16 protein-coding genes are annotated in these 14,222 nt (G+C 42.0%); 3 read left to right on the top strand and 13 right to left on the bottom strand.

Annotated elements, in window-relative coordinates; all coding sequences use genetic code 11:
- Positions 1-357: 357 nt before the first annotated feature.
- The 8 genes from N5O98_RS24210 to mnmA form a co-directional block, all read right to left on the bottom strand.
- Complete coding sequence (locus tag N5O98_RS24210; protein ID WP_004309381.1) at positions 358-1,458, bottom strand: Mrp/NBP35 family ATP-binding protein; 1,101 nt, start codon at positions 1,456-1,458, stop codon at positions 358-360.
- A 94-nt stretch (positions 1,459-1,552) separates the two neighbouring features.
- The gene (gene trmB / locus N5O98_RS24205) at positions 1,553-2,311 is read right to left on the bottom strand and encodes a tRNA (guanosine(46)-N7)-methyltransferase TrmB (protein ID WP_004309382.1); all 759 of its coding nucleotides are present in this window, start codon (positions 2,309-2,311) and stop codon (positions 1,553-1,555) included.
- Positions 2,312-2,423: 112 nt separating this feature from the next.
- Positions 2,424-3,047: a DUF975 family protein gene (locus tag N5O98_RS24200; RefSeq protein ID WP_009038989.1), complete on the bottom strand. Its 624-nt coding sequence runs from the start codon at positions 3,045-3,047 to the stop codon at positions 2,424-2,426.
- 45 nt (positions 3,048-3,092) lie between these two features.
- Positions 3,093-4,124, bottom strand: coding sequence for a branched-chain amino acid aminotransferase (locus N5O98_RS24195; RefSeq protein WP_255344217.1), 1,032 nt, complete (start codon positions 4,122-4,124; stop codon positions 3,093-3,095).
- A 39-nt stretch (positions 4,125-4,163) separates the two neighbouring features.
- The gene (xseB, locus tag N5O98_RS24190) at positions 4,164-4,373 is read right to left on the bottom strand and encodes an exodeoxyribonuclease VII small subunit (RefSeq protein ID WP_004314727.1); all 210 of its coding nucleotides are present in this window, start codon (positions 4,371-4,373) and stop codon (positions 4,164-4,166) included.
- A gap of 60 nt (positions 4,374-4,433) precedes the next feature.
- On the bottom strand, positions 4,434-5,666 hold the full coding sequence (gene xseA / locus N5O98_RS24185) for an exodeoxyribonuclease VII large subunit (RefSeq protein ID WP_015532293.1): 1,233 nt from the start codon (positions 5,664-5,666) through the stop codon (positions 4,434-4,436).
- Between the two features lie 12 nt (positions 5,667-5,678).
- Positions 5,679-7,034 (bottom strand): S8 family peptidase, encoded by a 1,356-nt coding sequence (locus N5O98_RS24180; protein WP_015532292.1) that lies wholly within the window; start codon positions 7,032-7,034, stop codon positions 5,679-5,681.
- A gap of 24 nt (positions 7,035-7,058) precedes the next feature.
- Positions 7,059-8,144: a tRNA 2-thiouridine(34) synthase MnmA gene (mnmA, locus tag N5O98_RS24175; RefSeq protein WP_118161557.1), complete on the bottom strand. Its 1,086-nt coding sequence runs from the start codon at positions 8,142-8,144 to the stop codon at positions 7,059-7,061.
- Between the two features lie 110 nt (positions 8,145-8,254).
- Between mnmA and N5O98_RS24170 the strand changes: the two genes are divergently transcribed.
- Positions 8,255-9,118: an exodeoxyribonuclease X C-terminal domain-containing protein gene (locus N5O98_RS24170; protein ID WP_049701815.1), complete on the top strand. Its 864-nt coding sequence runs from the start codon at positions 8,255-8,257 to the stop codon at positions 9,116-9,118.
- On the opposite strand, the gene N5O98_RS24165 is transcribed toward N5O98_RS24170, so the two are convergent.
- The 4 genes from N5O98_RS24165 to N5O98_RS24150 are packed head-to-tail and all read right to left on the bottom strand — an operon-like array spanning position 9,108 to position 11,918.
- Positions 9,108-10,115: a metallophosphoesterase family protein gene (locus N5O98_RS24165; RefSeq protein ID WP_118161556.1), complete on the bottom strand. Its 1,008-nt coding sequence runs from the start codon at positions 10,113-10,115 to the stop codon at positions 9,108-9,110. The two genes, N5O98_RS24170 and N5O98_RS24165, sit on opposite strands and share 11 nt — an antisense overlap.
- Positions 10,116-10,133: 18 nt before the next feature.
- Positions 10,134-10,616, bottom strand: coding sequence for a 2-C-methyl-D-erythritol 2,4-cyclodiphosphate synthase (ispF, locus tag N5O98_RS24160; protein ID WP_004308656.1), 483 nt, complete (start codon positions 10,614-10,616; stop codon positions 10,134-10,136).
- 37 nt (positions 10,617-10,653) lie between these two features.
- Positions 10,654-11,268: a fumarylacetoacetate hydrolase family protein gene (locus tag N5O98_RS24155; RefSeq protein ID WP_087318602.1), complete on the bottom strand. Its 615-nt coding sequence runs from the start codon at positions 11,266-11,268 to the stop codon at positions 10,654-10,656.
- Positions 11,268-11,918 carry a redox-sensing transcriptional repressor Rex gene (locus N5O98_RS24150; protein ID WP_004297208.1) on the bottom strand — a complete coding sequence of 217 codons (651 nt, stop codon included), beginning with the start codon at positions 11,916-11,918 and terminating at the stop codon, positions 11,268-11,270. Before N5O98_RS24150 ends, N5O98_RS24155 begins: the two co-directional genes overlap by 1 nt.
- A 165-nt stretch (positions 11,919-12,083) precedes the next feature.
- Between N5O98_RS24150 and N5O98_RS24145 the strand changes: the two genes are divergently transcribed.
- On the top strand, positions 12,084-12,434 hold the full coding sequence (locus N5O98_RS24145; protein ID WP_008020449.1) for a translation initiation factor: 351 nt from the start codon (positions 12,084-12,086) through the stop codon (positions 12,432-12,434).
- Positions 12,435-12,470: 36 nt separating this feature from the next.
- On the top strand, positions 12,471-12,980 hold the full coding sequence (locus N5O98_RS24140) for a TlpA family protein disulfide reductase (RefSeq protein ID WP_118161555.1): 510 nt from the start codon (positions 12,471-12,473) through the stop codon (positions 12,978-12,980).
- A gap of 204 nt (positions 12,981-13,184) precedes the next feature.
- Here N5O98_RS24140 and tsf read toward each other — a convergent pair whose 3' ends face one another.
- Positions 13,185-14,177: a translation elongation factor Ts gene (tsf, locus tag N5O98_RS24135; protein ID WP_004297205.1), complete on the bottom strand. Its 993-nt coding sequence runs from the start codon at positions 14,175-14,177 to the stop codon at positions 13,185-13,187.
- Between the last annotated feature and the right edge of the window lie 45 nt (positions 14,178-14,222).

Below are 14,222 nucleotides of genomic sequence, written 5' to 3'. Positions count from 1 at the left end.
TAATTGGAATATAGCAACTTGTTGCCAAATGCATGAGGAAAAAGCAGCATAGCCAAAAGAAAATATAGCAGAACTGTAAAATATAAAAGAGGTTGTGCCAACGTTTTGACACAACCTCTATCTTATAGAGGAAAATCCGCCAACAACAATTGCTACATAAGTATGTCATCATAATTAGTTTATATAATATATTTAGGCACGGATTACGCGGATTATAATATAAGATTATTTTGCAAGAATACGTAATCCTAAAAATCAATAAATAAACGAGCCTCCATAGTCTTTGAAAAGACTACAGAGGCTCGTTTTATATCCTATGGATAACTTACTGCAAAGCTATCCAACTCCAGATTCCACTTATTTATGCATTTCCACGATTTGAGTCGGCGCCATCTCTACATTCCGTCGATCTACTTGGCGAACGACACTGGCAGCCAGGGATAAGAAAGCACGTCCGGTTACGGAATCTTCATCCAACGCAACAGGTGTACCATTATCTCCCCCTTCGCAAATGCTTTGTACGATAGGTATCTGTCCCAACAAAGGAACATTCATCTCTTCAGCCAGTTTCTTTGCGCCTTCTTTTCCGAAGATATAGTATTTATTTTCGGGAAGTTCGGCAGGAGTAAACCAAGCCATATTTTCAACCAAACCAAGGATAGGTACATTTACCTTATCATTGGTAAACATATTGATTCCCTTACGGGCATCTGCCAAAGCCACTGCCTGCGGAGTGCTGACAACAATCGCCCCTGTCATGGCCAGCGTTTGAACAACTGTCAAATGAATATCACTGGTTCCGGGAGGAAGGTCTATCAGAAAATAATCCAACTCTCCCCAAGCTGCATCAGCAATCAACTGTTTCAACGCATTACTAGCCATTCCACCACGCCACAAAGTTGCCTGATCCGGATCGACAAAGAAGCCGATAGATAATAATTTCACTCCATATTTTTCTACCGGAATAATCATGTCACGACCGTCGATACGTTCAGCATAAGGGCGTGCATCTTCCACCTGAAACATCTTCGGCATAGAAGGACCAAAAATATCAGCATCAAGCAAACCTACTTTATAACCTAATTTAGCCAAAGCAACAGCCAGATTCGCAGACACCGTAGACTTGCCTACTCCACCTTTACCGGAAGATATGCCGACTATATTCTTCACTTGCGGAAGGAGCTTGCCAACTTCCGGACGGGCAGCTTGTTTACTTTCCGCTGTGATCGTTACCTGCACATCAGGAGAGACATACGTATGGATAGCTGTTTCCGCAGCCTTCAACATTGATTTCATAAACGGATCAGTCGGTTTCTCAAAGATCAATGAGAAGCTGACAGTCATGCCATCAATACGGAGATTATCGGCAACCATCTCCGCTTCCACCAGATTCTTTCCCGTACCGGGATAACGCACCGTTGCCAATGCATCTAATATCAATTTAGGATAGAGAGTCATTTTATTTACTATTTGACGATTTACTATTTACAATTTAAAATCACCATTCGATTAAGTGTCAGTTCACTTTAAGGGCGATTGTTACTGCACAAAACTATTTACTTGTACTTAATCCGCTACGTTTGCTACGATTGTAACTACGATAAGGATCAAGTTCTATTTCTACATCCGGTTCTTGCAATTGACCTTCCTGCGGAAGCCGGAATTTGATATACTTAATAGCTAAACCACGATCGAGCCATTGTTGTTCATAATAAGTCTTGATACCGAGAATATCATCTACCAAATCGGAATGATATAAATCTTCGGTCATAAACTCAACGGGAAGACGGTTCGCTTCAATCATGTATTTTGTATAGGTAAACATGAAGTTGCTGTCCGTTTTCAGGTGGATAATGCCATTCGGCTGCAAGAATTTACGGTACCGTTCCATAAAATAGGTGGAAGTCAATCGCTTGGTTGCTTTCTTCATTTGCGGATCAGAGAAGGTAAGCCATATTTCACTTACTTCGCCTTCGGCAAAAAAACGTTCAATGATTTCAATATTGGTACGCAGGAAAGCGACATTCTTCATTCCGGCCTGTAATGATTCCGTTGCTCCCGTCCACATACGGGCACCTTTTATATCAACTGCTATAAAGTTCTTTTCGGGAAACATTTTACCCAAGCCGACGGTGTACTCACCACGTCCGCAGCCTAGTTCGAGCACAATCGGATGATCGTTTTTAAAAAACTCCTTATGCCATTTCCCCTTCATGTCAAAAGGCACGTTATCTACTGCCGAATAAGGATATTCGAACACGTGTGGATAACTCGCCATATCGGCAAACTTTTCTAATTTATTCTTTCCCATATCAATCCTGATTAGGCCGCAAAGGTACTGATTTTGACGCAACTGACAAAAAGAAATGGAGCACAGATTTCTCTATGCTCCATTCTTCTATAATATTGAATGATTCGTGTTATTAAATCTCAACATTCACTTCAACGTTTACTTCTACATTTCCACCTTGTTGTGCTTTCAAATCTTCATAGAAAGCAGCATGAGCAACCTGCACATAAGGTTGCAGGAAAAAGAATCCGATACCGAAAGTAAAGAGAGAAAGGATAGCCCAACCGATAAAGCTCAAATCAAGCATGAACAGTTTCATCTTGTTGTTTTCCATCATAGCCATACTTTTCTCAATAGCTGCATTGTTTTTCATTTCGGGTTCTTCTTTCAAGATATAGTCGGTCATTGCATAAGAATAGTGCTTAATAATTCCTGGTACAACCAACAGCAACATCCACAAAGCGGTATAGATACCCTGTAGCAACTTCGTTACAAAAATACGTCCATAGTCCTGGAAGCCTTCGAATAACACTCCGAAATCAATTTCTTTACCTTTGAATACACCAAGCATCACGATAGCAAAGCCGTATGCAACCGGTAGTCCGACAAACAATGAACATAATCCGCCAATCACAGGAATAGCAGATAATCCACCGGCAATAACTGAATAAATAAGTGCAGCAACGGCTGCCATAGGCCACTTTCCTCGAAGTGCCTCACGCGCCTGAGCACGCAGTTCTGAGTTTAGTTTTAACATAGTGAATAATATTAATTGATAAATGTGTTATTTCATAATATATCGTCATTCTACAATCGTCACCCAGCCATGTGTATCCGGCTCGTCGCCATACTGAATTCCACGCAGCTTATTGTACAATTTTGTACAGATAGGTCCCGGCTTACCATCTTTAGAGATAACGTATGATTTTCCGTTTTCCAAATCATCGATACGCTGAATCGGGCTGATTACTGCGGCAGTACCACAAGCACCTGCTTCTTCAAATGTTTCCAGTTCTTCTTCCGGTATCGGACGGCGTTCCACCTTGATACCCATGTCTTCTGCCAACTGCATCAAACTTTTATTGGTAATAGAAGGCAGAATAGAAGTTGATTTCGGAGTGATATAAGTATTATCTTTAATACCGAAGAAATTGGCAGCACCACATTCATCAATATATTTCTTTTCTTTCGCATCAAGATAGAACTCGCAGGAATACCCCAGATCGTGTGCTTTCTTGTTAGCACGAAGACTGGCTGCATAGTTGCCACCTACTTTATAAATACCTGTTCCATGAGGAGCGGCACGATCGAACTCACGAATGATAACGTACGGATTGGTAGAGAAACCACCTTTGAAATATGGACCTACCGGAGTTACGAACACAACAAACATATACTCTTCAGCAGGATGTACACCTACTTGGGCACTTGTTCCGATCAACAGCGGACGAATGTAAAGAGAAGCACCGGTTTCATAAGGAGGGATAAAACGTTCATTCAGTTTTACGACTTTCAAAATTGCTTCTTTAAACCGTTCTGTCGGAAGTTCTGCCATCAAAATTCCCTGGCAAGTAGATTGCAGACGGGCTGCGTTTTCTTCCAAACGGAAAATACGTACTTTACCATCCTTTCCACGGAATGCTTTCAGCCCTTCAAAGGCTTCCTGACCATAGTGTAAACAGGTTGCCGCCATGTGCAAATTAAGGTGTTCGTCACTACTAACCTCTAATTCTCCCCATGCACCATTACGGAAGTTGATTCTCACATTGTAATCTGTCTTCATGTATCCGAATGACAGATTCGCCCAGTCTATTTCTTTCATATTGTTATGTATTAGTTTATTTTCTATTGCATTGAAACGCAAAAATAACTTTTATTCTTCAGATAGCCTCTTTTCTTGCAATAATTTTTCGACTTCCCGGTCGGCTTTTGTCAGTTTATCCTTGCAAAAAGCAATAATCTCATTGGCTTCTTTTATTTTCTCACTCAAAATGTCGATATCCAGTTCGTTATTATCTATCTGGCGAACGATCTTTTCGAGACGTTCCATTGCTTGGGAATATGTTTCTTTTTTTGCTGCCACGATGATTGATATTTAATGGTTAATGATGAATGTTCTTACAAATACACAGTCGACGGATAGTTACTTTTCCACCACAGATTGCACTTCTCCTTTCAGCAACCGGGTTGTCAAGCGATCTCCCGGTTTCAGCGAAGATGCATCTGTCACCGCTTTCCCGTCTTTGATTGTAATACTGTATCCCCGGCTCAAGAGTTTATCCGGAGAGGCGTCTGCTATTCGCTGTTGTAAAAGTTCCAGCCGGTGAGACTGACGGGCCAACAATGCTTTCGCCACTTGTGATAAATCCTTCTTTGCTGCCAGCAAAGAAAAACGAGCATCCGCAAGTTTGCGGTGAACAAGATTGGGAATACGGATTTGGAGCGCCTCCAGCCTTCGTTGTTCCTGCTCAAGAAGCATATAAGCTCCCTGTTGAAGACGTACAGATAATTCTTCCAGATGCTCTGCTACTTCCGTTACCTGATGAATCAGAAGCTCGGCAGCAGCCGTAGGAGTCTTTACCCGGGTATGAGCCACAGAGTCAAGCACTGTATCATCGCGTTCATGACCAATACCGGTAATGATAGGTAATGGAAATTGCGCACATGCAGCTGCTAGTAGATAAGTATCAAAACCGGATAAATCGGAAGTAGCCCCACCTCCACGAATAATGACCACTACGTCAAATTCATTGATGCGGGCATTGATACGGTCTAAAGCCGCCAATACAGACTCTTCAACTTGATTGCCTTGCATTAAAGCCGGAAAAAGTTCTGTATAAAAATAGAATCCGCTCGGGTTGTGCTGTAACTGATGACAGAAATCTCCATATCCGGCTGCAATAGCCGAAGAAATGACGGCAACACGCTGAGGAAGAACCGGCATTTCAAGTTCTTTATTCAACGTCAAGACTCCCTCCTCTTCCAACTGCAATAATATTTCCCGACGACGGCGAGCCATATCTCCCAATGTATAGGCAGGATCAATATCAAGCACCGTCAAACTGTAACCGTATAACTCATGAAACTGAACAGTTACTTTCACCAGCACTTTAATACCGGAGGTAAACAGTTGCCCGGTACTTTCCTCAAAGTAGGGTTTCAGCAAGCGGTAGATATTATTCCAAATCATCCCCCGTGCTTTGGCTACGAGATTATTACTACGAGGATCTTTCTGCACAAATTCCAGATAACAATGCCCCGTCGTATTGGAACGGACATCGCTCAACTCTGCCTGTATCCAATATTCATCGGGCAGGCATTGCTCCAGACTACGGCGGACGAGTGAATTCAGTTCTAAAAGGGAAAGAGAATCCATAAAAAAGAACAGTTAACGTTGAGTTGATTGATATGCCTTCCACAAATCGGGAATACCATATCCATATATATTATCCGGGAAATCAGCTCTATCACCTGACTGACGTACCAAATCAATAATCTGCTTTGCCGTCAGCTTCGGACAAGCCTGCCACAAGCAAGCTACCATACCGCACATAATCGGAGAAGCAAAAGAGGTTCCATTGGCGCGACGAAGATTTCCATCCGTTCCCATCACATCCGAATTTAGACCGACAGCCACTACGTCCGGCTTCACACGTCCGTCAGCCGTATTTCCTACAGAAGAAAACGGCGCCAGTTCTCCTCTTTTTGTTACAGCTCCTACAGTTATGATATTCTCCGCATCTCCCGGAGGAGTAATCTTCTTCCACGAACCCGCGCCCGAATTTCCGGCACTGCACACAACTACCATTCCTTTATCGGCAGCCTTCGCAGCTTCACGGGACATCAATGCATAATGCCCATTCAAGTCACGGTATCTATAATTCTTCGCAGGATCATCAAATGAGTAGTAACCAAGCGATGTATTCACCAAATCCACTCCTACACTATCGGCAAACTCGATAGCTGCCGCCCAATAATCCTGCTCTACCAAATTTTCCGAATATTCGTCTTCACTACGCAGCAACCAATAAGAAGCTTCAGGAGCAGTGCCAATCATCACATGTGGCTGGTTCATAGCCATACAGGACAATACAGACATTCCATGACTGCTTTCTGCATAAATATCTGCCTCCGGATTCACAAAGTCACGCACACCGAGAATACGGATATTTTTCATGGCATCAATCTTATCCACATTATGGAATCCGGCATCAATTACGGCAATGGTCATTCCCTGACCCTTAAAGCCGGCATCATGCAGGAGATCGACGCGGCTCATAGCCGCTTGCGTGATTGCAGGACCGTAAAGGCTATCGGTGCGCAACGGTTTATTTATCAATGAGTCTCTTTGAAATGCTCTTTGCGTGATACCTTTCCACACCCTTTCTGTAGAACGTACAAAAGGCAGTTGAGCTATTTTGCTGATTAAAGTACTGTCATTACAAGAAACAGTAACGAAATTATCCCATTTCCCGGTCACAAGTACATGAACACCAGTTTTTCGTATGGCATCTACATACGTCCTGCAAACCGGTAAATCGGTAGAATCAATGGGCAATCCCTGTTTTTTTCTCCGCTCAATAGATTTCTTAGACAAATACTTTTCCGGTTTCTGCAAAGAATAGTCCGTAGCCGCTTTGTCTTTCAGACTAATCCGGTATTTTAAGGTATCTCCCGGAATAAATTGGGCAGATACCCCCAGATACATATTTAGAGCGAAAATCAATACTATAAACTTCTTCATAAATTATCTTTCTATTTTAATCAATCATAATTCTTCATTTTCTATAATCACCAGCCCGATTCCTCTTTGGGAAGCGATGAAAGCTCCTCCCAGCACCCGTCTTCCATCATAAAACACAGCAGATTGTCCGGGAGCAATGGCCGAGGCCGTTTCGAGGAAACGTACCAACAAACGTCCGTCTTCCAATCTTTTCACCCGACAGGGAATCGGACGACTGCGATAACGAATCCGCACTGTCAGATTCTCACACCCGAACAGTTCCCGTTCATCCACAATCTTATCCTGCTCCGCCAACATGTATTCAGTTTCCAATTGGTCGGCATCTCCAAGCATCACTGTATTTTTCTGCGGATTAATTTTCAACACATAAGCAGGCTTTCCTAAAGCGATCTCCAGTCCTTTTCGTTGGCCAATCGTATAATAAGGTGCTCCTTTATGTTTCCCCAGTTTTACTCCTTCAGAGTTAACAAACCATCCCGGTCCGATTTCACTATCCAATTCGGGGCACTGTTCACGAAGAAAATCACGGTAATCTCCCTTAATAAAGCAGACTTCCATACTTTCTCCTTCTTTCGACTTTGCTTCATATCCTTTCTCCGCAAGATACTCACGAACCTTTACTTTCGTATAATCTCCCAACGGGAAAATGCAACGTTTCAGCACATCCTGCCCCAATCTCCAGAGAAAATACGACTGATCTTTCTTATCATCGTCTCCGGCTACTATATAAATATTTCCATTTTTCTCTTCCAATCGCGAATAATGTCCGGTAGCTACCCACGCACAATTCAACTTATCCGCCCACTCCGTCAGAACACGAAACTTAAACAACGGATTGCACATCACACACGGATTCGGTGTACGCCCCTGCTTATATTCATCTATGAAGTTTTTTACGATGGTCTCTTTAAAAGGAATACGCTCATCTGCCACATAATGTCCAATCCCCATTCGTTCAGCTAACTCCCTGGCGTCCTGCGGTTCATCTCCCCACACACGCATGGTAACTCCTACAATCTCATATCCTTGTTCTTGCAGCATCAAGCAGGTAGCGGTGCTGTCTATGCCACCGCTCATACCTACCAATACTCTCTTGTTTCGTTCTTCCATTCGAATTTTGAAAATTTACATGGTTACAAATGTACGAGATTTCAAAGAGAAAAGTTGCTTTTCTGAAAGAAAATCCTTATATTTGAAATATACCAAAAGCGAGAACAATTATGGCTAACCCTAGATTACCGGGCATTTCCGAAAACGAAGAAGCCTTATTGTATGCCAAATTGAATGAGTACAACCGAGGCAGAGCCTCTTTTAAAGAGGCAGGAGTCTACTTGGTGGTGTTGCCCCGACCGGGGAAACCAAACTATTCCCTTTGGCTGTACTCTCCCTTGCCCGAAAAGCAATCCATTCTTTATATACATGACCTGTCACCGGACATTAACGAATCCCTCCGGATGGCCAGTACGATGTTTTACTATTCAAGGCGTTGCCTTATTCTCATGGATTATAATGAGAAAAGAATGCAGAGTAACGGTGACGACCTTATCTTTTTCGGAAAATACCGGGGACATTTTCTTCATGAAATTTTGAAGATAGATCCTGCCTATTTAAGTTGGGTAGCTTACAAGTTCACCCCAAAAATACCTAAACAGGAACGTTTCGTTAAGATAGCACAGGCTTATCATTCCATACATTTAGATATCATGATCAGAAAGTCGAGAGAGAAACGTTCATCAAGCCGCTATTTGGGAGAATTAGGGGAAAAACTGACTGACTTAAAATTAAAAGTCACACGCGTACGACTGGAAGACGATCCATACAAAACAAGAGTGAACGGCACTACCCCACAGTTTTTTGTCAAGCAGATACTGACTTTAACCGATGCCAGTGGAAACCTGGTTATTATAAGTATTCCATCAAAAAATCCCAGTGCGGTTTCATGCACTCTATCAGGGATAGAACATGAATACCGACTGGGAGATATTATCTACATTGCATCGGCGAAAGTATCACGCCAATACGAAAGCTATGGTTCAAAGTACACGCGCCTTAGCCATGTGAAGTTCGCAAGCCTCAACGTTTAGTCCAATCGTCCTTGACAAAACTTGCCGGATAGGAAATTTTATCCACCACTCCGTCTTTCTGACGAATCCAGGACGTAAATGTACGAGCACCCTCATCTAATACGATGATACGGGCCCCGTTAGGCAAATGATTATATTCCGTATTTCCACCGGTGAAGCGTCCATAAGCCAGAAGAATACCCTTCCACATCACTGCATAATCATTATCATGATCGTGTCCTACAAACATACCCATCACATCACCCGCTTCTTTCATTGCCGCAAACATTCCCGTATTCAATTTAGGTGCACAAGCTTCCTCCATACGAGTTCCGCGAAGAATCGCGTTTTCTGAACGGGCAGCTTCATTGTATTCAGGAAGAGGAATATGGAAAAAGGCAAGAGCCGGCAAAGGCTGTCCACCATTTTGCGCTTTATAAGCAGCACTCTGCTGGCGATACCAATTTATCTGATCGAATGTAAGCCATGCATATCCCTTCACATCTTTCAAAGGAGAATAGGAATGAGAATCCATGCAATAAAGCAAAGCTGCATCCTTCTTTACATTAGAAGACGATTTCACGGTTAATACATAGTCCGGCGATAAGACTGTTCCCCGGTCAGGCAATAAATTGCCGGGAACTTTACGGATAATATCATATAACTGTTCCCGTGTCATTCCCTGTTCATTGTCATGATTACCAAAAGTGACCACGAAAGGCAGTTTGCGTTTAACTACCGGTTCCAATACCTGCAACATCCCGGAATCTGCCGGAGCAGAATAAACAACATCGCCGGTAAAAATCACCAAATCCGGGCGTTCATCATCAAGCACCTGATTTATGCGTTCCAAAGCGATATCAGAAGCCCGGTTGCCGTATTTAAAATGCACATCGGTAAATTGCACAATTTTGAATTTACCATCTTTACTAAATTTCAGTTCACTCTTTTGAGCCATACCAAAAGTTGTTACCAACAAAAAGACAAGTGTTAAGTAAATTTTTAAGAGCCGAATCATATTTATTTGTTTTAGGGGTTAAGAAATCTTCTCTATCAATACAGTAGCATAGGCTGATATACCTTCTTCACGACCCGTAAAACCGAGTTTCTCGGTAGTAGTCGCCTTAATGGAAATATCATCCGCATCAATTCCCATGACAGTTGCCATCGTCTCTTGCATCAAAGGAATGTGTGCCTTTAATTTCGGGCGTTCGGCACAAATGGTTGCATCGATATTACCCACTTTATATCCTTTGGTAGCAATCAATTCCACTGTTTTCTTCAGCAGAATTTTGCTATCTATGTTTTTAAATTCTCCAGCCGTATCGGGAAAGTGATAGCCGATATCACGCATATTCGCTGCCCCTAACAAAGCATCGCAAACCGCATGCAACAATACATCAGCATCCGAATGCCCCAACAATCCTTTTGTATGTTCCAAAAGAATACCGCCCAGCCACAATTCACGCCCTTCGACCAGCTGATGTACGTCGAAGCCAAAGCCTACTCTTATCTTCATATTTTGTATAACAAATGAGTACTAATGAATAAAAAGATCAACGGATATAGAAATCCAGCAGTTTTTCCTCTTCCAGATAACCTTGCAAACGCTGTCCGATACTAACAGGACCTACACCGACAGGAGTCCCCGTAAAGAGTAGATCACCGATTTTCAACGTTACAAACTGACTGACATAAGCGATAATATCATCTATCTTGAAAAGCATATCTGCTGTACAGCCACGCTGTACTTCTTTACCGTCGATCAACAGATTGAAGTTCAAATTTTGAATATCTTTATAATGCTCTACCGGAACAAAAGTCCCAATAGCAGCCGATGAATCAAAACCTTTACAAAGCTCCCAGGGATTCCCCTGCTCACGGAACTTTCGTTGAAGGTCACGGGCTGTAAAGTCGATACCGACTGTCACAGCATCATAATAGCGGTTAGCAAAACGGGGAGCGATATTTTTCCCCAATCGGTTGATACGGACTACCAGTTCCGTTTCATAATGTATCTCGTTGGAAAAGTCGGGGATGAAAAACGGTTTGCCATCCTTCAGAATAGCAGAATCAGGCTTCATAAAAATCACCGGCTCCGTATTTACTTGTGTATGTCCCAGTTCTTTGTTATGCTGGGCGTAGTTCATGCCTACTGCAATAATCTTCATTATTTCTCGTTAAAATTCAATCGGTTAAACATAACAGCCAAATGAGCATATAAAGACGTATTCTGCACCACAATATTCTCGGGTACACGGATTCGGAAAGGAGTAAAGTTCCATACGGCTTTTATACCTCCGTCTACCATCTTATCTGTAATTTCCTGAGCAATATTAATAGGCACGGTCAACACACCGATATTTACATCGTATTCTTTCATCTTTGCCTCAAAATCATCGGAGTGAAAAATAGGAATACCATTCAGGTCTTTTCCCACCAATTCCGGATTCACATCAAAAGCTGCCACAATCTCCAGCCCGAAATGATGCAAACCTGAATCCCGAAGCAAAGCAGCCCCCAGGCTACCTACACCAAACAAGAAGGCTTTGTGCATATTGGTAAATCCAAGAAAACTCTCCAACACTTCAATCAGCGCATCAATGTTATACCCTACTCTCGTGCGCCCGGAGATATTGACGTAGGATAAATCCTTGGCGATTTGAGAAGCGTCAATATTTATTTCTTTAGAGATTTGTGTAGAAGAGACGTACTGTTCTCCTTTTTCTTTCATTAGTTTTATGTTGGACAGATACCAGGGAAGTCTGCGCAAGGTAGGCTCCGGCACTTTATCCGCCTCTTTTCGTATAGATGTGCTCATACTTCTTACTTAATTTGGTATTTTGCAAAAGTACAATCTTTTTTGAGACTGACAACCCTATAACAGAAAACCTTAATAGAGATTAAACAAAACAATGAAAAGAGGTTCAAATTTTGCTCTTTTCCATAAGTTTAATACTTTTGAAAAGGATTAAAAATGACGAGTATGAAAAATAATGATTGGAAAGATAGATTAAACGTAGTGTATTCCACGAATCCGGACTTCGGCTATGAAATGGATAACGATGAAGAGCAAGTTACTCTCGACAAAAACAAACAAAACCTGCGAGTTTCCATTGACAAAAAGAACCGGGGCGGTAAAGTGGTCACATTAATTACCGGATTTATAGGTACGGAAAACGACTTGAAAGAGCTGGGTAAGCTACTGAAAAGCAAATGCGGAGTAGGCGGATCGGCTAAAGACGGAGAGATTATGGTGCAAGGAGATTTCAAAACCAAAATCATAGAGCTGCTCATTAAAGAAGGATACTCTAAAACAAAAGGTATAGGAGGTTAAACTAAATAGCATTTTGTAACTAGAAATTTTAAAGATATGAGAAAAGTAACATTATTCTTTGCAGCAGCGTTATTCTCACTGTTGTCATTTGCACAAGACAACAATGCTGATATCGTCAAGGTAGGCGATAGTATGCCTGCTTTCACCCTTCATTCAACAGTGAACGGTACTGTAAACTCCGAGGACCTGAAAGGAAAAGTTGTATTAATCAATATTTTCGCTACTTGGTGTGGTCCTTGCCAAAGCGAACTGGCTGAAGTTCAAAAAACACTCTGGCCTAAATATAAGGACAACAAAGATTTCTGCATGTTAGTAATCGGGCGCGAACATACCGACGATCAATTAACGGAATACAACAAGCGTAAAGGGTTTACATTTCCTCTCTACCCGGACCCGAAACGGGAAGTCACAGGTAAGTTTGCCAGTCAATACATTCCCAGAAGTTACTTAATCAACAAAGACGGGAAAGTGATATCCGCCACTGTCGGTTATAAAAAAGAGGAAATGGACAAGCTGATGAAGGAAATAGACAAAGCATTGAAATAATCCTCCCCAAGAATGTGCCTCATGTTATACATGGCAGTTTCTTGAGGAAAGGAATGATAAGATCAAATCAAAAGAAAAGGCAACTAACTCGTTATGAATTAGTTGCCTTTCTTGTATCTTCAAATAGAGAGTCTTAATGAATACCTCTATTAAGTTAACGTGTTCCGTTTTTAAGGACACATCATAGAATTTGAATCTGATTGATTATTCAGCTTTCAAAGTGAAACGCTTGAAATCAACAATCTTCAGTTCAGGGTCAGCAGCAGCCAACACTTCTCTTACAGTTTTCTTACCGTCCATGATATCTTCCTGGTTCAATAAGCAAACTTCTTTCAAGAACTTGCCCAGACGACCTTTCGCAATGTTCTGAATCATTTGTTCAGGCAGGTGTGCAGCCTTCTCTGCAGAAACAGTAGCAATAATTTCTTTTGCTTTAGCTACATCTTCAGCTGTAATCCATCCTTTAGCCATGTTGCTATCCATGTGTTCTTCGCTGTCCACATGAGCCGGGTTGATGTTAGCTTTCTTCAGAGCAGCTTCTACAGCTTTCTGTACCTGTTCTGCTTTTGTCTTCTCAATAGCAACTTCAATTTCTTTCTGTTTTACTTCTTCAGAAACGCCATCTTCATCAATAGCAATCGGGTTCATGGCAGCAATCTGCATAGCTATTTGCTTAGCCAACTGCTCGTTCACTTCCTTGTTGAAAGCAACAATCGTGCAAAGACCATTTCTGTTCATGTGATTATAAACAGCAGTGCATACACCTTCTACAGTCATGTAACCATCCAGTTCCATCTTCTCACCTGTGATACCGCTACGGTCAGTCACTGCATCCTGTACAGTACCGTTACCCATCGGCAATGCTTTTACTTCGTCCAAAGTAGCGCATTTATTAGCCACAGCAAGATCAAGAATATCCTGAGTCAGTTTCACGAAATCAGCATTCTGAGCCACAAAGTCAGTTTCACACTTCAAAGCAACGATAACAGCACGGTCACCGGTAGTTTTAGCCAAAACGCAACCTTCAGAAGCTTCACGTTCCGAACGCTTAGCAGCAACAGCTTGTCCTTTCTTACGGATAATTTCCATTGCCTTGTCGAAATCGCCTTCAGCTTCAGTCAACGCGTTTTTGCAATCCATCATACCAGCTCCGGTCATTTTGCGCAGCTTGGTAATATCAGCCATACTTACAGCCATAATAATTTCCTTTATTTAAATGAATAATAATTTTCGAAACAAAAA

The sequence above is a fragment of the Bacteroides sp. LFL-34 genome (assembly GCF_027257075.1).
Classification (GTDB): domain Bacteria; phylum Bacteroidota; class Bacteroidia; order Bacteroidales; family Bacteroidaceae; genus Bacteroides; species Bacteroides ovatus.
This window is presented reverse-complemented; position numbering and strand designations above follow the sequence as displayed.